The 17,600-nt window shown below is 36.2% G+C and carries 19 protein-coding genes; 16 read left to right on the top strand and 3 right to left on the bottom strand.

Annotated elements, in window-relative coordinates:
- Positions 1-147, bottom strand: a 147-nt coding sequence (locus WAX74_RS21090) for a transposase (protein ID WP_413788989.1), incomplete at its 3' end; no start/stop codon positions are given.
- Between the two features lie 309 nt (positions 148-456).
- On the opposite strand from WAX74_RS21090, the gene WAX74_RS20480 reads away from it, so the two are divergent.
- From WAX74_RS20480 to ptsP, 10 genes are all read left to right on the top strand, one after another.
- Positions 457-966 (top strand): YfiT family bacillithiol transferase, encoded by a 510-nt coding sequence (locus WAX74_RS20480; protein WP_336499505.1) that lies wholly within the window; start codon positions 457-459, stop codon positions 964-966.
- Between the two features lie 378 nt (positions 967-1,344).
- The gene (locus tag WAX74_RS20475) at positions 1,345-2,544 is read left to right on the top strand and encodes an MFS transporter (RefSeq protein WP_336499504.1); all 1,200 of its coding nucleotides are present in this window, start codon (positions 1,345-1,347) and stop codon (positions 2,542-2,544) included.
- Positions 2,545-2,571: 27 nt separating this feature from the next.
- Complete coding sequence (locus WAX74_RS20470; protein WP_336499503.1) at positions 2,572-3,048, top strand: hypothetical protein; 477 nt, start codon at positions 2,572-2,574, stop codon at positions 3,046-3,048.
- Positions 3,049-3,198: 150 nt separating this feature from the next.
- Positions 3,199-3,576 (top strand): peptidylprolyl isomerase, encoded by a 378-nt coding sequence (locus WAX74_RS20465; RefSeq protein WP_336499502.1) that lies wholly within the window; start codon positions 3,199-3,201, stop codon positions 3,574-3,576.
- Between the two features lie 413 nt (positions 3,577-3,989).
- Entirely contained in the window at positions 3,990-5,414 is a 1,425-nt protein-coding gene (locus tag WAX74_RS20460) for a PTS mannitol transporter subunit IICB (RefSeq protein WP_336499501.1), read from the top strand.
- A gap of 103 nt (positions 5,415-5,517) precedes the next feature.
- Positions 5,518-7,590 carry a BglG family transcription antiterminator gene (locus WAX74_RS20455; protein ID WP_336499500.1) on the top strand — a complete coding sequence of 691 codons (2,073 nt, stop codon included), beginning with the start codon at positions 5,518-5,520 and terminating at the stop codon, positions 7,588-7,590.
- 15 nt (positions 7,591-7,605) lie between these two features.
- Complete coding sequence (locus tag WAX74_RS20450) at positions 7,606-8,043, top strand: PTS sugar transporter subunit IIA (RefSeq protein ID WP_336499499.1); 438 nt, start codon at positions 7,606-7,608, stop codon at positions 8,041-8,043.
- A gap of 1 nt (position 8,044) precedes the next feature.
- The gene (locus WAX74_RS20445) at positions 8,045-9,202 is read left to right on the top strand and encodes a mannitol-1-phosphate 5-dehydrogenase (RefSeq protein ID WP_336499498.1); all 1,158 of its coding nucleotides are present in this window, start codon (positions 8,045-8,047) and stop codon (positions 9,200-9,202) included.
- Positions 9,203-9,225: 23 nt separating this feature from the next.
- On the top strand, positions 9,226-9,495 hold the full coding sequence (locus tag WAX74_RS20440; RefSeq protein ID WP_336499497.1) for a phosphocarrier protein HPr: 270 nt from the start codon (positions 9,226-9,228) through the stop codon (positions 9,493-9,495).
- Positions 9,492-11,210, top strand: coding sequence for a phosphoenolpyruvate--protein phosphotransferase (gene ptsP, locus WAX74_RS20435; protein WP_336499496.1), 1,719 nt, complete (start codon positions 9,492-9,494; stop codon positions 11,208-11,210). The genes WAX74_RS20440 and ptsP overlap by 4 nt, the downstream gene beginning before the upstream one ends.
- A gap of 469 nt (positions 11,211-11,679) precedes the next feature.
- Here ptsP and WAX74_RS20430 read toward each other — a convergent pair whose 3' ends face one another.
- A complete protein-coding gene (locus WAX74_RS20430; RefSeq protein ID WP_336499495.1) occupies positions 11,680-12,444 on the bottom strand; it encodes a putative bifunctional diguanylate cyclase/phosphodiesterase in 765 nt (254 codons plus the stop codon).
- Positions 12,445-12,552: 108 nt separating this feature from the next.
- Here WAX74_RS20430 and WAX74_RS20425 point away from each other — a divergent pair, with 108 nt between their 5' ends.
- Both WAX74_RS20425 and WAX74_RS20420 read left to right on the top strand, forming a co-directional pair.
- A complete protein-coding gene (locus WAX74_RS20425) occupies positions 12,553-12,717 on the top strand; it encodes a hypothetical protein (RefSeq protein WP_336499494.1) in 165 nt (54 codons plus the stop codon).
- A gap of 19 nt (positions 12,718-12,736) precedes the next feature.
- On the top strand, positions 12,737-13,087 hold the full coding sequence (locus WAX74_RS20420; protein WP_336499493.1) for a hypothetical protein: 351 nt from the start codon (positions 12,737-12,739) through the stop codon (positions 13,085-13,087).
- A 1,194-nt stretch (positions 13,088-14,281) separates the two neighbouring features.
- Here the strand turns inward: WAX74_RS20420 and xerA are convergent.
- On the bottom strand, positions 14,282-15,121 hold the full coding sequence (xerA, locus tag WAX74_RS20415; protein WP_336499492.1) for a site-specific tyrosine recombinase/integron integrase: 840 nt from the start codon (positions 15,119-15,121) through the stop codon (positions 14,282-14,284).
- A gap of 194 nt (positions 15,122-15,315) precedes the next feature.
- Between xerA and WAX74_RS20410 the strand changes: the two genes are divergently transcribed.
- The 4 genes from WAX74_RS20410 to WAX74_RS20395 all read left to right on the top strand — a co-directional run bounded on the left by WAX74_RS20410 (position 15,316) and on the right by WAX74_RS20395 (position 17,432).
- On the top strand, positions 15,316-15,699 hold the full coding sequence (locus WAX74_RS20410) for a hypothetical protein (RefSeq protein ID WP_336499491.1): 384 nt from the start codon (positions 15,316-15,318) through the stop codon (positions 15,697-15,699).
- A 149-nt stretch (positions 15,700-15,848) separates the two neighbouring features.
- On the top strand, positions 15,849-16,205 hold the full coding sequence (locus WAX74_RS20405; RefSeq protein ID WP_336499490.1) for a hypothetical protein: 357 nt from the start codon (positions 15,849-15,851) through the stop codon (positions 16,203-16,205).
- 126 nt (positions 16,206-16,331) lie between these two features.
- Positions 16,332-16,811, top strand: a complete 480-nt coding sequence (locus WAX74_RS20400) for a hypothetical protein (RefSeq protein WP_336499489.1) — start codon at positions 16,332-16,334, stop codon at positions 16,809-16,811.
- 120 nt (positions 16,812-16,931) lie between these two features.
- Positions 16,932-17,432, top strand: coding sequence for a hypothetical protein (locus WAX74_RS20395; RefSeq protein WP_336499488.1), 501 nt, complete (start codon positions 16,932-16,934; stop codon positions 17,430-17,432).
- The last annotated feature ends 168 nt before the right edge of the window (positions 17,433-17,600 follow it).

The raw sequence follows: 17,600 nt of genomic DNA, 5'->3' as shown, positions 1-17,600 counted from the left end.
TCCAAAAGCTTTATAAGCCCTAACCCAATGTTTGATTGGCGTTGAAGATGGAATACCATGTTTTTGTGCTAATAATAAGTATCCCAGGTGTCCTTTTAAATACTCTTGAACAATCTTTAATTTAAAACCTTGGCTATATTTCGCCATATAAAAACACCCCAAAGGTTAGATTTATTACTCTAACTTTTGGGGCGCAGCACCCATTTCGATGGTCTATTTTTTTTATCAAAAACATCAAGTAAATCTCAGAAATCCATTGTGAAATGTTACACTTAAACTAAAGCAGCAGGTTAGTTGAAGATTGTTGTTTAACTTGTGTTCAACAATCGGGCCAGTTTCTTGAATAACTCTTAATAAGGGAATTAGATATTTATGTTAAAATATCATGAGGATAATGAAATAATTTATATAATAATGAATAAGTAAAAAATAACGACAAGGGAAGGGGATTTAAAAATGGATTTAAGATATCCACTTGGGAAATTACAAGTTCCTAAAAAAGTAACATTAGAAAATATTGAAGAATGGCTAAAGGAAATCGAAACTTACACGATTCGATTAAGAGAAACTGTTGACTCTTTAAGTGATGAGGAATTAAGCAGAACATATCGTGATGGTAGCTGGACAGTACGTCAACTTGTTCATCACATTGCAGATTCTCAGCTGAATATGTATCAACGCTTGAAGCTCGCTTTAACAGATGAGAATCCAACAGTACCAGCTTTTGATCAAGAAAAGTGGGCTATTCAACCGGATACAAAGCTTCCTATAGAAAGTTCTATTAAAATGCTAGAAGGTATAAATGAGCGCATCGTATCATTAGGATATAGTTTAACTGAAGAGCAATTAGATCGAGCTTTTACTCACCAGAAAAACGGTAAAATAACAGTTGCAACAAAAGTTGCAAAATTAGCTTGGCACGAAGAGCACCACTTAGCCCATATAAAAATCGCATTATCAAAATAATACAATATGTATAGAATTGGCTTATCGAAGTTCGATAAGCCAATTTTTTAAATAAAGAATAATTACAGAAGTTTTATTCAACTACGATCTTAGAATTAGGTATGCTCTTCATCTTAGCCAGCACCATAATAACACCTGTTAAGAAAAAAGATTAAAAAACTAAATAGTGATTATCTTTCTTCAAACAAGTGGCTACCTGTAAGGGAGCTTTTTCTTATTGAACTAACGTTGCAGATTAGTTAAAAACCTTGTTTTTATTACACGGAATATTCAAATATTAATGAAAGGAATTGTAAAATGATGGTACTATAGGGGTAAGGAGGATGGCGGGAAGTTGCCTGTTGGAGTCCGTTTTTCTAATTAACTTGGGGGGATATTATGATTCAAGGTTCTTGGAGAGCATTGGTATGGATTGGATTATCAGAATTATGTGCTTTAAGCTTATGGTATAGTGCTTCAGTAATTGCGCCCGAACTAATTGAAATTTGGAATCTTGGCCCTAATTCGGAAGCTTGGCTTTCTGCTTCTGTTCCTATTGGGTTTGTGATAGGAGCATTATTTAGTTCATATTTTGGGGTTGCTGACCGTTTTAATCCCCGAAAGGTTTTGGCCATTTCAGCAATTATAGGTGCAATATTGAATGCCTTACTAATTCTAGTAGATTCTGGCTTTTTCGTTATTCTACTAAGGATATTAACTGGAATAACCCTCGCTGGTGTATACCCAATCGCTGTAAAAATTTTATCAGAATGGTTTCCTAGAAAACGGGGGTTGGCGATAGGAATCTTAATTGCGGCATTAACATTAGGATCATCATTGCCCCATTTTATTGTTATGTTCTTTTCTTCATTAAGTTGGAAATTCGTGATCATTTGTAGTTCAGTATTGGCTTTATTATCAGCTTTCATTGTCTCATTTATTTTAGAAGATGCCCCAGTAAAATCAAAAAGATTGCCTTTCTCTTTAAAAGTAATAAAAAAAGTAGTTATGAATAAACCAGTAATGCTTGCAAACTATGGTTACTTCGGTCATATGTGGGAATTGTATGCGATGTGGACATGGCTTCCCGCATTTTTGACTGCTAGTTTTTCAACCTATTCACCAGAAATTCCTCATTGGTTCATTGCATTATCATCTTTTATTTCAATAGGAATTGCTGGAGGGATTGGATGTGTGGTCGGTGGACTAATCTCAGATAAAATCGGAAGAGCCAATTTAACAATTATTTCAATGTTTATCAGTGCTATTTGTTCGATAATAATAGGTTTTACATTTGGACAATTTATTTGGTTAACTCTAATAATCTCCATTATTTGGGGGGTGTCCGTCATATCTGATTCCGCCCAATTTTCTGCAGCAGTTTCAGAAAAAGCCGAAGATGAGTATGTTGGTACAGCCCTTACTTTTCAGATGTGTATTGGTTTCCTGATTACTATTTTTTCTATAAATCTAATCCCTATTATTCAGAGAATCGTTGGTTGGGAGTGGGTCTTTACAATATTAGCGATTGGACCTATTCTTGGAATTATAACTATGGCCAAATATAGACGTTACGAATTCAATAACGAGAAAGTGTAATTGTAACTCAATGCAAGGGGGATACTAATGCGTAGTATTATTATCATTTTGTTATGTTTTGGACTTTTATGCGGGTGCTCAAATGAATCAAGTGTTATAGAAGTCGGAGCTTATATGGCAGAAGATATACCTTTTGAAAATGGAGTCGGTAGAGTAACTATTGCATTTGAGGCAATAATCGATGACAGTTCGATTGATGATGGAATTATAGATATAATTGTATTAGCAAAAGGATTAAAATCAACTGCAAACTATGAAATTTCACTTGGAGGAGAAAATAACGAAGGAGTTGTATTTGGACCTAAAGAAAATGTAGATATACGATTTGGATCTATGGTTGGGGAAACTTTATTTCAGCCTAATGAGCAAGGAGAACTATTTGTTTCAATGAAGAACCCATTAAGAATAATAAACGGTAAAGAAGTGCGAGTTATTGTCTCAGAAAATGGAAAAGAAGTTTTAAGGACTCAACCTTTTATAGTGTCGAAAAAAGCTCCGCAATAAAAGAAATAACAATAGTGTTGAAACTATGAGGAATTCTTATTGAACTTACGGGTGCTTTAGATAAAGAACATGGATTGTTTAGGCAACTCTTTTTTCTTATTGAACTAACGGTGCAGGTTAGTTGTAGAGTGGATGGAGGAGGTGAAGAAATTGAAAAAAATGTTTGTTTCAGTACTTTTTGCTATGTTGATGTTAATTTTATCAGCCTGTAATTCATCAAAATTAAGTTTTAGTGAAATTGAAAATGTACCTCGAAAAATTGAAGAGCATATTGATTCCAATTTAAAACTCCAATCAATTAATGACGGTACAAAAGGTTCTTATATTATTTTTCATTCCAATGGAGAAATAGAAGCAGACTTAGATCCGCAAGATAATATAGTAAATATAATATTTAATGAACTTAACCCACAAGATAAAGATATAAAGCGAAATGTATATTATTTAACGACAGATTCAAAGCACGATACTATCAATGTTCTAGTGAATGGTAAAGAAATACCTTTTGATGAGGCTACAATTTTATAATTACAAAGGGTTAGTATGATCTTTTGCAACCGGGCGGGATTGTTAAATTAACTGTGGTTATATTACGTAATGGGAGGAGGTACACTATGACGAGAATTATGAGAAGTTTAAAGATTAGCTCTATGCAAAGTTTATACTGTAAACAAGGTGGTTGTTTGTATAGAGCTAGAAATTGGTTTCCACCTGAAAAGTGATTATTGTCTTAGAATTTGGGGAGCAATTGAAGATTATTTCCGTGCGCACTAGTTAAAAGAAAAGTATCCTCAAATAATGACAACTGAACAAGTACGATTTTGTCGTAGTTAATGACGACATGATAGCGTTTACATTTTGTTGAATATAAAATGTAAACGCTTTAATATTTTAATTAACAAGAAAAGTTTTTAAAACATCCAAAAAGGGGAGGTTCAAAAATGAGTACAGAACAACAAGAGCGTTCAGGGTTCAAAGTAAGAGTACAGCGTTTTGGTAGTTTTTTAAGTGGCATGATTATGCCGAATATTGGTGCGTTTATCGCATGGGGACTAATTACTGCTTTATTTATTGAAACTGGCTGGTTGCCGAATGTAGATTTTGCTGAGTTAGTTGGTCCAATGATCAATTATCTACTACCTATATTAATCGGTTTTACTGGTGGTAGACTTGTTCACGGGCTTCGAGGAGGGGTAGTCGGAGCTACTGTAACGATGGGGGTAATCGTTGGAGCAGATATTCCGATGTTCCTTGGAGCGATGATTGTAGGTCCTTTAGGTGGATGGGCGATCAAACAATTTGATAAGCTAATTGAAGGAAAAGTTAAAGCAGGATTTGAAATGCTTGTCAACAACTTTTCCGCTGGTATTATCGGTGGTTTGCTAACACTCGTTGCTTATAAGCTAATCGGTCCAGCTGTTAACGCATTAACTGATTTCCTTGCAGCTGGTGTGCAATTCATTTTCGATGCTGGTCTATTACCACTTGCGAGTATTTTCATAGAACCTGCGAAAGTTTTATTCTTAAATAATGCAATTAACCACGGAATTCTAGGGCCACTTGGAATTGAGCAGGCTTCTGAAGCAGGTAAGTCGATTCTGTTCTTATTAGAGGCAAACCCTGGACCTGGTCTTGGAATACTACTTGCATTTATGTTCTTTGGAAAAGGGACAGCAAAACAAACCGCACCTGGGGCAGCAATCATTCACTTCTTAGGTGGGATTCATGAAATTTATTTCCCTTATATTTTGATGAAGCCACAGTTACTTTTAGCGGCGATCGCTGGTGGAGCATCAGGTATCTTCACATTACAAATCTTCAATGCTGGTCTTGTTGCGGCACCATCTCCAGGAAGTATTTTCTCTATCCTGGCATTAACGCCAAAAGGAAACCATGTTGGCGTATTATTAGGAGTAATTGTTGCTACTGCAGTTTCTTTCTTAATTGCTGCGCTTATCCTAAGAACATCTAAAGATGTAGAGGAAGGCGATTTACAAAAAGCAACGGAAAAAACTTCTACCCTAAAAGGAAAAGAGAGCAGAGCAGCAGAGCTTATTCAGCCTACTACATCTAAAGCAATTTCTCTTGCCGATACAAAGCATATTATTTTTGCTTGTGATGCAGGTATGGGTTCGAGTGCTATGGGAGCATCCATCTTAAAAAATAAAATTAAGAAAGAAGGGCTAGACGTGTCTGTCACGAATACGGCAGTTAGCAATCTTCCAGCAGATGCAGAAGTAGTCATCACGCATAAAGATTTGACAAGTCGTGCGAAAGATCAAGCGCCAAATGCACATCATATTTCTGTTGAGAACTTCTTAAATAGCCCAAAATATGATGAACTAATCGAACAACTAAAAAAATAAGCACAACATCCGAAACTCGGCCTATTTTATAGGCTGGGTTTTGCCAATAATTTGGATTGTAAGAAATGGGGTGAGGACTACGTTTATTTCGAGCAGAGAAAAAATGATTATGGAAGCATTGATCGGGGAACAAGAAGAAATAACGATTAAAGCATTATCGAAAAAGATTGATGTTAGCTCACGAACAATCCAACGTGATTTAAACAATATTCAAAGCGTTTTAGATTCCTATGAGCTTGAATTGGTTAGGAAATCGGGTGTTGGCGTTCAAATTATTGGGGAACAACGAAGAAAGCAAGAATTAGCTCAGCAGCTTAAAAAGTTCACGCAGCGGGAATATACGTTGGAGGAAAGGTTAACCTTAATCTTATGTATGTTGTATGAAGCAACGGAACCAGTCAAGCTCTATTCTCTCTCGAAAGATTTGGGCGTTTCTATTTCAACGGTTAGTGCTGATCTGATGAAGCTAGAGGAGCAGTTACGTCCAGCTCAGCTTTCTATTTTGAAAAAAAGAGGGTACGGTGTAGAGCTATCAGGAACAGAAAACGCAAAACGTCGAGCAATTAGTTACGCTTTATCCAAAACCTTAAAGGAAGAAGGATTATTTTCTTTAATAAAAGAACAGATTCATCAAAACTCAAGTAGGTATGAGGACCCCATTTCGGAAAGACTCCTACAGCTGGTCGATCGTGAAAAATTAGGGAAGATTGAAGAAGTGGTGAAAGAACTATACCCAGACTTTGCGTTGTCTATGACAGATAGTGCATATGTAGGGTTGATTGTTCATCTTGCCTTAGCTATTGAACGGATATTGCAGGGCGAAAATATTACCATTGATAGTGCTTATTTAAAACAAATAGCACTGGAACCAGAATACCCAATCGCTAAAAATATTATTAATAGACTGATGGATTGTTTTCAAGTGGACATTCCAGAAGCAGAAGTCGGGTATATAATGATGCATCTTCAAGGCTCTAAATTGCGTCAACAAGACGGAGGGCTAGATGCTGCTACTAATATTGAACTGTATAGGCAAGCAAAGAAGTTAATAGAGGAGATGGAAGAGCAAACGGGCTTCCACTTATCTAGTAATAAATCCCTTTTGGAAGGATTAGTCACCCATTTAAAACCTGCTATCCACCGTATAGAGCAAAATATGGGGATTGTAAACCCTTTACTAGAAGAAATTCAATCAAATTATAGTGATTTGTTTGCTCAAGTGGAGATAGCGGTGAAAAAAGTTTTTCCGAACCTACCAGTTCCAAAAGATGAAATTGGCTATTTGGTCATGCATTTTGGGGCCGTTTTAATCGAAGTATTAAGAAAAGGTGATTTAAAGGCTTACGTCATATGTTCAAGTGGAATAGGAACTTCTAAGCTCTTGGCGTCTAGACTATTGCGAGAAATCCCGGAGATTTCCGTGGTATCCAATATTTCCGTATTTGAGTTAAATGAGCTGGCACCGACAATCACCGATCGAGATTTGATCATCTCTACCATTTACTTGCAGGATTTTTATAGGGAATATATTATGGTAAATCCATTTTTAACGTCAGAAGAGATTAACCAAGTCCAACTGTATGCAAGAAGGAAAATGCTTATACAAAAAACTCCCCCGATTGTAAAGGAAAGTCCGGTAACGGTAGATGCTTTGACGGAGAAAATAGAAAAGCTTCATGAGTACTCAGATGTCATTCTGTCTATTTTAACCAATTTCCAGCTTTCAGAATTAAGGCAGCAGGAGACAGTGGAGCACTATTTACAAGAAGCTTGTGCATTGCTTGAGGATAGGGAAGTCATTCTAGCAAAAGAGATGGTTGCAAACGCTTTGTTAGAAAGGGAAAAGAGTGGGGGCGTTGGTATTCCCGGTACTAAACTCGCTCTATACCATACGCGCAGCGAATATGTTCATAAACCATCGTTCACCGTTCACAAAATGGAATCCGCAATTTGGATAAAAGGAATGGATGGTAATGATGTAAAGGTGGACACAATACTAATGTTGCTTTCTCCTGAGACCTTTGGAAAAGCGGGCTTAGAAGTATTAAGTTTCATCAGTACGTTAATCATTCAAGATGAACAAAGTACACTATTATTTGAAACAGGTAATCAATCTCAGGTCCATTCATTTTTAGCAACAGAATTCGAACAATTCATCAGAGAAAATATAAAATAATGGAGGCGTTTTACAATGGCATTATCAATTTTAACAGAAGAAAATATTTTACTGAATCAACAATTAGCAACAAAGGAAGAAGCCATTCGTTTAGCAGGTCAAATTTTAGTAGATAGAGGATATGTAGAAGAGAACTATATCGAAAAAATGTTAGAAAGAGAAGAACTGACATCTACATTCATGGGGAACTTTGTGGCTATTCCACATGGCACTGATGATGCCAAGAAAGAAATCAAGGAAACGGGTATCACGATTATTCAAGTGCCGGATGGCGTAGATTTTGGAGATGGTAACATCGTGAAGCTGATATTCGGTATTGCCGGTAAAGGGGACGATCATTTAGAGGTTTTATCTAATATCGCTATTACTGTTTCCGAAGTAGAAAATGTAGAAAAGATTGTGAACGCTACTACAGCGAAGGACATCCTTTCATTTTTTGAAGGAGTGAACTAATATGAAGGCCGTTCATTTTGGAGCAGGAAATATAGGAAGAGGCTTTATCGGTTTGTTGCTTCATCAGTCGGGTTATAAAACTTGTTTTGTCGACGTCAATGAAGAGATCGTTGATATGTTAAATGACAAACAGCAGTATACAGTAAAGCTTGCAGATGCTTCGGGAGAAGAGCTGCTCGTTGAAAATGTGCATGCAATCAATAGTATAAAGAATCCAGAACTTGTCGTGGAAGAGATAGCAAATGCGGATATTGTGACTGCAGCGGTAGGAGCAAATATTCTTCCACTGATAGCTGGCTTAATCGCTAAAGGCTTAAAAAAGCGTTTAACACAAGCGAACAAAGAATTAACGATCATTGCGTGTGAGAATATGATTGGTGGCAGTTCATTTTTAAAAGAAAAGGTCTATGCAGAGCTGACGGATGAAGAAAAAGGTCTATTTGACACATACTTTAGCTTTCCAAATGCAGCAGTAGATCGAATTGTCCCAAATCAAACAAATGCCGATAAGCTAGCGGTAACAGTAGAGCCCTTCTTTGAGTGGGTAGTAGATGAGTCCGAGATAAAAGGTACAACTCCGCAGGTTCAAGGAGTAACATTCGTACCGGACCTGGAACCATTTATCGAACGTAAATTGTTCACGGTCAATACAGGTCATGCTGTTGTCGCTTACTTTGGCTACTTAGCTGGTATACGCAATATGCATGAAGCATTGGAAAATACGGAAATCAGAGAAACGATCGAGCGCGTTTTACAGGAGACAGGCAGATATTTAACTGCAGCTTATTCTTTTGATGAGCAAGCACATGCTGCATATGTACAAAAAATTATTGGCCGTTTTGCTAATCCATACATTTCGGATGACACGACGAGAGTTGGGCGTTCACCAATGCGTAAGCTGCAAAACACGGACCGACTTGTACGTCCGGCGATCCAATATGTAGAAATGTTCGGTGACATTCCCGAATATTTGACGAAAGGGATAGCTGCAGCACTTCACTATGATTTTAAAGAAGATGCGGAGGCCAATGAAATTCAAGAAATGATTAAACAAAAAGGTATCCAATTTACAATAGAAAAAACAACGAACATAAATCCAGGTACAGAGCTTTTTGACATGATTCTCCAACAGTATGAGAACTTGTCTATAGAAAGATAAAACCGTTTAAGGAGCGTATTATTATGATAAATCAAACATACACAGTTACAGCAGAAACAGGCATTCACGCGAGACCAGCATCAGGGCTGGTTCAAGTCGCAACTAAATATGCTTCTGATATTTCCATGGAGTATAAAGAGAAAAAAGTAAATCTTAAATCGATCCTTGGTGTCATGTCTCTTGGCGTAGGGCAAGGAGCAACCATTACGATTTATGTGGAAGGAACAGATGAACAGGAGGCTTTTGAAGGCATCGAAAGCTATCTTAAGTCAGAAGGAATCATTGCGTCATGACAGAAAATATAAAAGGAATTGCTGCATCAGGTGGTATTGCCATTGGTAAAGCATTTTTAATGACGGAACCAGATTTAACAGTTACGAAAGCTTCTGTTGCCAATACAGAAGAAGAGGTCACTAGATTTAATGAGGCAGTTAATGCTGCAAAGCTAGAGCTACAAAAGATCCGTGACCGAGCAGAAGTGGACTTAGGTGCCGAAAACGCTGCTATTTTTGAGGCTCATTTACTTGTACTAAGTGATCCAGAACTAATCGGTACTGTAGAAGGAAAAATAAAAGATGAATCTGTTAATGCAGAAGCAGCGTTACAAGAAACTGCCGATATGTACGTCGCTATGTTCGAACAGCTCGATAACGAATATATGCGCGAACGTGCAGCGGACATAAAAGATGTAACGAAGCGAGTAATTGCACGATTATTAGGGATGGAAGTTCCTAATATCGGGTTAATCAATGAAGAAGTTATTGTCATCTCGAAAGATTTAGCCCCATCAGACACAGCTCAGCTAAATACAGCGTTCTCAAAAGGATTTACAACGGATATGGGTGGACGTACGTCTCACTCTGCGATTATGGCTCGCTCTTTAGAAATTCCTGCGGTTGTTGGTACCAAAAATGCGACAGCTACTATTAAACAAGGAGATATAGTGATAGTGGACGGAGATAATGGGGAAGTCATTATTAATCCTGCTCCTGATGTAATCGAGGGCTATGTAGCAAAAATAAAGGAACAAGAAGCCGAGAAGAAAGAGCTTCTCTTGCTTAAAAATAAGCCAACGGTTACCCAAGATGGCATACATGTGGAAGTCGCTGCGAACATTGGAACGCCAAAAGACGTAGAGAGTGTGTTGGAAAACGGTGGAGAAGGAGTCGGACTATATCGTACTGAGTTCTTGTACATGGAACGAGATGCTTTGCCGACAGAAGAAGAACAATTCCAAGCATATAAACAAGTGCTAGAAGAAATGGGCGATAAGCCTGTCGTTGTTCGTACATTGGATATAGGAGGAGACAAACACCTTCCTTATTTAAATCTTCCGGAAGAAATGAATCCATTCCTTGGTTTCCGTGCAATTCGCCTTTGCCTAGAAGAACAGACGATTTTCAGAACGCAGCTACGTGCTTTATTGCGCGCAAGTGAATTTGGCAATCTTAAAATTATGTTCCCGATGATTGCGACTTTAGAGGAATTCAGAGAAGCAAAACAGATGCTACAAGAAGAAAGAGAACGCCTTATACAAGAAGGTACAGCTGTATCAGAAGATATTGAAATAGGTATAATGGTAGAAATTCCATCAACTGCTGTGTTAGCGGATCAATTTGCAAAAGAAGTAGATTTCTTCAGTGTTGGTACAAATGACTTAATCCAGTACACGATGGCAGCAGACAGAATGAACGAATCTGTTGCCCATCTATATCAGCCATATCAACCGGCTATTTTACGATTAGTCAAAATGGTGATTGATGCTGCTCATGCCGAGAAGAAATGGGCTGGAATGTGCGGAGAAATGGCAGGAGATCCAATTGCTATTCCATTACTCATCGGCTTAGGATTAGACGAGTTTTCAATGAGTGCCCCGACCATGCTAAAAGCAAGAAAACAAATCAATCAGCTAACGCAAACCGAAATGCAACAACTTGCGGAGAAAGCATTGTCTATGCAAACTTCTGAGCAAGTGAAGCAACATGTAAAAGTAGTTTTAGGAATTTAATAGAGGAACATTTTTAAAGAGCGCTATCCTGTAAGTAGGATTGCGTTCTTTTTACATTGGATGAAATTAGGTATAGACAGGATTAATAATGAAAACCTCTACACTCCATTTTCGACCTTCTACTCACCAAAATTTTCTGTATTACAGCAATAATTTTTCATATTTTTTAGTCTAACGTAACAAACATTTTACTGTATTTTTTGTATTATTTAAAATTTTTGGTGTTCTTTTTGATGAAAAAGAAGCGCAGTAAGTTTGATTGAAAAGATTAATGAAGGCCTTGTATAAGAAACAAAAAAGTGAATACCGTATATTTCAACGCTGTTTCTTTCGCAGAGAACATAAGTGATCCCTTATTCAATCTAGAAAAGCTGTACGCATAGAGTACTAAGCTTTGTTTTCAGACACTGAGAAAGTAAAAGAACACCCATCTGAGATTTTCTCTGATGGGGTTTCCTATTATATATTTCTATCTACTAACTTCTTCTCGCAACAGTACTTCCAATTCATCAGCAGCTACTGGTTTAGAGAAAAGGTACCCTTGACCGATCATGCAACTATTATCTTTTAATATCTTCATTTGTCTATCGGTTTCTATTCCTTCAGCCACTACGTTTAGTTCAAGGTTGTGACTTAGATCGATGATCGTTTTTACCATAAAGTTATGTCCTTCTTTTTCCAATTCATCTACGAAGGATTTATCAATTTTGATCGTATCAATCGGTAATTTTTGTAGAACAGTCAACGAGGAATACCCTGTTCCAAAATCATCCACGGAAGTTTTAATACCCAATTGTCTTAGACCCTTCAGAATTTCATTGCTTTCTTTGAAGTTTTGCATGATGCTCTCTGTAATTTCAAGTTCTAAAAATTTGGGATCTAATTGTGATTCTTTTATCGCTATTTGAACGGTCTCTAAAAATTGCCCATGTTGAAACTGTAAAACAGATACATTAACAGAGACACACAAGGATGGTAGTCCTTGTTCTTGCCATTTCTTATTTTGTTGGCAAGCTTGAAGTAACACCCATTCTCCAATGGAAACAATTTGACCCGTTTCCTCCGCTACTGGGATGAATTCTACTGGCGAAATCGAGCCTAGATCGGGATGCTCCCAACGTAGCAATGCTTCCATCCCAATAATTCTTTCGGTATGTAAATCCACTTTAGGTTGATAAAAAAGGGATAACTGCTCGTTTTGAATCGCTTTTTTTAACTCCGTTTCTATTTGCATTTTCCGGACCATCGCTCTATTTAGTTCTGTATTGTAAAAACTGAAAGCATTCTAGTTCTAGAAGAATTATTGGGATTGGAAAAAGGCTATTTAGGAGAAAAACCTATAATGTTAAAGATTAGTGAAGTTGAAAATATTAGAGTACCATCCGGCAACGAAACAGGAGCTTGGCAAGGTTTTTGGGAACCAGGAGGTTATACGCAAGGTGGGATTCCAGAAGCAGTCATAGACCAGATAAAATCTAGTAATTATACGGTTTCTGATATATATTAAACCAATGGAGGTAGAAAGAATGGAAAAAATACATCGTGGAAATGGCTTTGCAATTATAGAGAAAGATGGAGAATATCAAATTTCTTGGGCGCAAGGACCATATAATGAGCCAGTTTTTTATCCTATTTCTAAACAAAATATGGACAAAGCGTTTAAATCAGATCAAGACGCTCATGAAGTAATGATTTACGCAGAAACAGGACAATGGCCTTTAGGTGTGGAGGAAGAGGCAGAAATAAATAAGGCTTTTGTACAAAAATCTCCAGAACTACTCTTAAAAGTTCCAGAAAACCAGGAATTATTTACGAAGTCTGAACTGGATGAACTGTTGCCTTTAGCTAAGCAAGCGCTTCAGGGATCAGATGATTAACTTATTGGTTAGTTACTAAAAGCAAACTTTGAAATTTTCCTTTGGTTAATATCCTAAATTGAATAAGTTAATACATGAAACGCTGAAGTTAATATTCAGCGTTTTTTTTCGTCATTATTATTAATTGCTATATCAAAGAGCTGTCAGGTATATGAAAGGACATACTATATTTTTCATTAATAAATTATTTCTCATAAGTAAGATTCCGGTAAGATACATAAACTTACTACCCAAGACTTTTCAGATTGTAAGAAACATTTTCCCATATCAGACAGCTTTAAAATAGCAGTTGGCATAATTGCCATCTTAATTACCTTTGGGGAGTGCGTGGCCATGGCCAATACAGACACTCCTACGAATGATTTTGACTGGAACAATCCTGAAGACGTTGGAGATTTCCTTGAATGGCAAGAGAAGCAACAAGAAAATAAAGGCTTTGATGATTATTAAGCCAATTGGACGTTTTAAAAAAATGATTGGGCAGTTGCATTAAAACGCAGTTTAGTTTAAAAAGGGGTAAGCTTTTCGAAAAAATGTGAAGAAGTTTTACTTTAATTAAAGAAGACGTTGACCCAAGTAAGGCTTAAGTAACTTAATCAAACAAGTTTAACTCAGTAAATTAAGTATGATAAAGCCTGTTTAATCATGGCTTTACGTAATACTAAAATCAACTCAGTTAAATAAAATTAACTCAAAAAAATAATTATGTGAGCAAATGTGTGAGCTTTATGGAAAGCAAGTGATCATCTTTCAGAATATAGCTCATATTGATATGGAGAGGTTAAATAAGCATTATTTAAGGTTTTCGAGATTGTTAAGGTCATAACTGTAATTAAAATCAAACAAAAAAATTTTAAAAAACTTAGTTATGTCTTTTTTTGGTGGTTGGTATTAAATTTTAATAAAGGACTTCTTCATAGGGTTTTTATTTATATATAGTAGTGAGGTTTTTAAATTAAGGTGGGGTTGTTATAAGAAGGATTAACGCAAAAACGACTGAAAATCGGGCAAAAAGAAGAAATAAAGGAAGTAAAAGTTGTTTTTGAACCATTTGAACCTAAAAACGTTTGGAGAGAATTGATGGAACAAATAGGAGCGTTGATTCTCGATCAATGCTGTTGTTGAACTTATTGTACTATCGGGTGCTTTAGTCAAGTAGAGCAACGTCTTTCTAAGACGTTGCTCCTTTTACATTTAAAAGTACCTCTGATAATACTCTTTCCTTAACCTTCCGCTTAACTGAGCGTATATCTTGGTGGTTTCACTTTTCTCATGCCCCATGAGACTTTGTATGACCTCAATAGGAGCTCCATTATTCAACAAATGAGTTGCGTAGCTGTGTCGCAGTTGGTGTGGATGAATCGCTTTATTGATTTCAGCACGGTTGGAAATTCGCTTGATGATGTATCGCATTTGGACAACACTCATTTTATGTGGCTGTCTTACGGTCACAAAGATCGCGGGATTATGGTCATTCCGGTTTTCCATATAACGTTTAAGCCATATGTCACAACGTGTATTAAAATAAACTTCTCTTTCCTTATCACCTTTTCCTCTAACAATTGCGGATTGATTGGACCAATTTATATGGTTCTTTTCTAGCTCAACTATTTCTCCAATTCGACAACCGGTAGAAAACATGAATTCAAAAATAGCTTTTTCCATTGGGGAATAACAGGATTCACGAAGGTGTTCAATCTCCCGTTCGGTTAAATACTTGGGTATCCGTTTGCCTACTTTGGGTTCTTTTATTTTGGAAGTTGGATTCTTACTCAGGTATCCTTCTTCATGAGACCAACGAAAAAATGATTTCAAAAAGCGGATACGATGTGCAATACTGGCAGGTTTTAAATGCTTGCCGGATATTGCAAGATACTCCTTTAGTTGATTTGAATCCAGCAATTCTATCTCTACATCCTTAAAATAACCAATAAGTAGCAAAGATTGTACCTGGTACGCCTTCAACGTTTGCGGCGAAAAGCCCTCTATACGTTTATCCGCTTCAAACGAAGACCATGCTTTTGACAGTAACAATTCCATTCCCCCTAAAATAGTACTCTTAGAGGGATTATTGCCAACTTAATAGAATTATAGACATAAGAAGTGTGTTTTTTTACTAACGAAGCAGATTAGTTGAATAAGCAAATCCAAAGGTATGTAAGTTTGAATGCTTAGGAACTTATAATAATTGATAATCGTATTTATTTTATAAGAAAGGAGGTAATTAATTGAAAAAAGTTGGAATGATTTTAGGTTTATTTATAGTCGTTATATCAGTGATCGTATTTATAAATAAATTACATTATCCTTCTCTTCCGATAGATGATATATCTGCAAAAGAAGCGATTGATATACTGAAAGAATCGGATAGTAAAATAGCTGAAATTGCAGTAGAAGGCGATTCTATTTGGTATATCACAAGTAGTGAGAACAAAGGTATTTCTATTGCTGATGAAAATATAAAACAAATGATTGGTTCAAATGGATGGGAATTTAAAGAAAAAGATGGTGCTGGTCTGTTCTTTGAAAAAGACGGAAAAAGATTAATTGCCACCACTCAAATGTGGACTAAAAATTATGTTCTCGTTAAAATTCCAAGTAATTTTAAATAATCTTGTGAATTTTTTTATTAAGCTAACGGGTTCAAGATCATGGGGTTATTTAGGCAACTCTTTCTTCTTATTAAACTAACGAAGCAGGTTAGTGAAAGAAGGACCTTCTAACATTCATGGAGAAGTAACAATCAAAGGCGGTGGAATTAGTGAAAAATAATCGTGATGGTGAAAACTCTATTCGTACTGTGTTGATGACTCCTGTTGTTATATTCTTAGAGTTAATACGAATTTTGTTCATAATGGCTATTGTTATTGGCATTTTGGGTTATTTTGTTGGAGAAGTATATTTAGAAATTGGCACTGATATAGACAAATATGGTTGGATGACTTATATCGCTATTCTTATTCTGATTTTTGTACTATATAGAAATAAATTGCAATTTAGCGGATGGTATAAAGGAAAAGGTAGAGAAAAACTACCGAAATTAGTTTCTCGAATACTTATTTTCACTTCAATTAGTCTGTTACTCTTACCGCCAGTTCTGAGTATCTTATTAAACTAACGGGTGCTTTACTTCAAGAAGGAGTAAAGCCTTTTTTCTTATTAAATTAAAGGGGCAGTTTAGTTGAATAAGAAATAACAAAAGTAATGAGTATTTATTTTAAAATAAGATTAAACGGGGGTTTATATGCGGAAAATTTATCTAGATAGAACAGCATTCTCTGGAGCCATAGGTGTTAATTTAGAAGATACTGAGATTATATCAGCAGGAACAACCATTAATTCAATGGGGGTTCATAATAGAAATGGAGAGTATCAAACATACGCTAACGATTATGATATTCAATTTATCTTTGACGATGATATTCCACATTTAGAGTTTTTTACGGTTCCACATGTAGATATTATGGCAAAAGATAGTAAAGGAGGATTTGTCGGAATTGTTTATCAACAGTGTGATTCGGAAAGTGACGCACCAATTTGTTATATCAATAGGGATTTAGAGTGCTTTATAATTTCTGAAAACGTAGAAGATTTTCTGAGTAATATAGGAACATGGCAAGACAACATGAAACCCTATGATAAAATTACCGTTTATCGTTCGAAAGCAGAAGCAGAAACTGAACTAGAATTTATCGATTTGTCTGACATTCTTCCATTATTATAAATTCTTATTGAACTAACGGGTGCTTTAGTTCAAGAAGGAGTAAAGCCTTTTTTCTTCTTGAACTAAGAGGGCAGGTTAATACAAGAAAAATATATGGCTTATATTTAATGGAGGCTACTTATGCAAAAGAATGCGATAGTTATGTTTTTTTTATTGATTACACTAATTCTTTCTGCATGTAATAGTGTAGACGATATTCAACAAGGGGGAAGTGTAGACGCTACAACTAATCAGAGCGAAAATCAACCTGAAGAAATTATAGACCCTTCAACTGAACAATCTTACGGTAAAGATGATAAAGCCCAAATTCTAAAGGTTGATACAGATTTAGAAAAGGAACATGTTTGGCATTTTGTCCCAGAAGGTGTTAATACAATGACTTTATCTGTGGAAGTAGAAAATGTTGAAACAATACTCTTTTGGATAACCGAAAATGGAACAGGGACTTGGGGTGAAAGAACACTTATTGGTTACGATATAGATGGGAGTGATGGATGGTCTATTACATGGGAATTCGGTGATAGGATATTCCTCGACTACATTACTATTCAGGCTTTGGGAAATGATGGTGCTACACAAGCAACAGAGTCAATCAATCTCCGTTCCCGTTCTGGAGAATAAATTTAGTATGTATTCATTAGTTTTGTGAATCATTACACTTAAACTACCATGAAAATAAACTTCTGTAATTTCGGAAAAAAGGCAATACTTAATAAGACGCAGCTCATTCGTTTAAAAAAAAGAGAGCGCCTAATTCATTGAACTATTGTAGGTAGATGGACTGGATTA

The sequence above is a fragment of the Psychrobacillus mangrovi genome, assembly GCF_037104765.1.
Taxonomy (GTDB): Bacteria; Bacillota; Bacilli; order Bacillales_A; family Planococcaceae; genus Psychrobacillus; species Psychrobacillus mangrovi.
This window is presented reverse-complemented; position numbering and strand designations above follow the sequence as displayed.

Bases quoted from the DNA above. Each gene is read 5' to 3' on its own strand.
- WAX74_RS20480 (WP_336499505.1), top strand. From the start codon at position 457: ATGGATTTAAGATATCCACTTGGGAAATTACAAGTTCCTAAAAAAGTA.
- WAX74_RS20475 (WP_336499504.1), top strand. From the start codon at position 1,345: ATGATTCAAGGTTCTTGGAGAGCATTGGTATGGATTGGATTATCAGAA.
- WAX74_RS20470 (WP_336499503.1), top strand. From the start codon at position 2,572: ATGCGTAGTATTATTATCATTTTGTTATGTTTTGGACTTTTATGCGGG.
- WAX74_RS20460 (WP_336499501.1), top strand. From the start codon at position 3,990: ATGAGTACAGAACAACAAGAGCGTTCAGGGTTCAAAGTAAGAGTACAG.
- WAX74_RS20455 (WP_336499500.1), top strand. From the start codon at position 5,518: ATGATTATGGAAGCATTGATCGGGGAACAAGAAGAAATAACGATTAAA.
- WAX74_RS20450 (WP_336499499.1), top strand. From the start codon at position 7,606: ATGGCATTATCAATTTTAACAGAAGAAAATATTTTACTGAATCAACAA.
- WAX74_RS20445 (WP_336499498.1), top strand. From the start codon at position 8,045: ATGAAGGCCGTTCATTTTGGAGCAGGAAATATAGGAAGAGGCTTTATC.
- WAX74_RS20440 (WP_336499497.1), top strand. From the start codon at position 9,226: ATGATAAATCAAACATACACAGTTACAGCAGAAACAGGCATTCACGCG.
- ptsP (WP_336499496.1), top strand. From the start codon at position 9,492: ATGACAGAAAATATAAAAGGAATTGCTGCATCAGGTGGTATTGCCATT.
- WAX74_RS20430 (WP_336499495.1), bottom strand. From the start codon at position 12,444: ATGCAAATAGAAACGGAGTTAAAAAAAGCGATTCAAAACGAGCAGTTA.
- WAX74_RS20425 (WP_336499494.1), top strand. From the start codon at position 12,553: ATGTTAAAGATTAGTGAAGTTGAAAATATTAGAGTACCATCCGGCAAC.
- WAX74_RS20420 (WP_336499493.1), top strand. From the start codon at position 12,737: ATGGAAAAAATACATCGTGGAAATGGCTTTGCAATTATAGAGAAAGAT.
- WAX74_RS20400 (WP_336499489.1), top strand. From the start codon at position 16,332: ATGCGGAAAATTTATCTAGATAGAACAGCATTCTCTGGAGCCATAGGT.
- WAX74_RS20395 (WP_336499488.1), top strand. From the start codon at position 16,932: ATGCAAAAGAATGCGATAGTTATGTTTTTTTTATTGATTACACTAATT.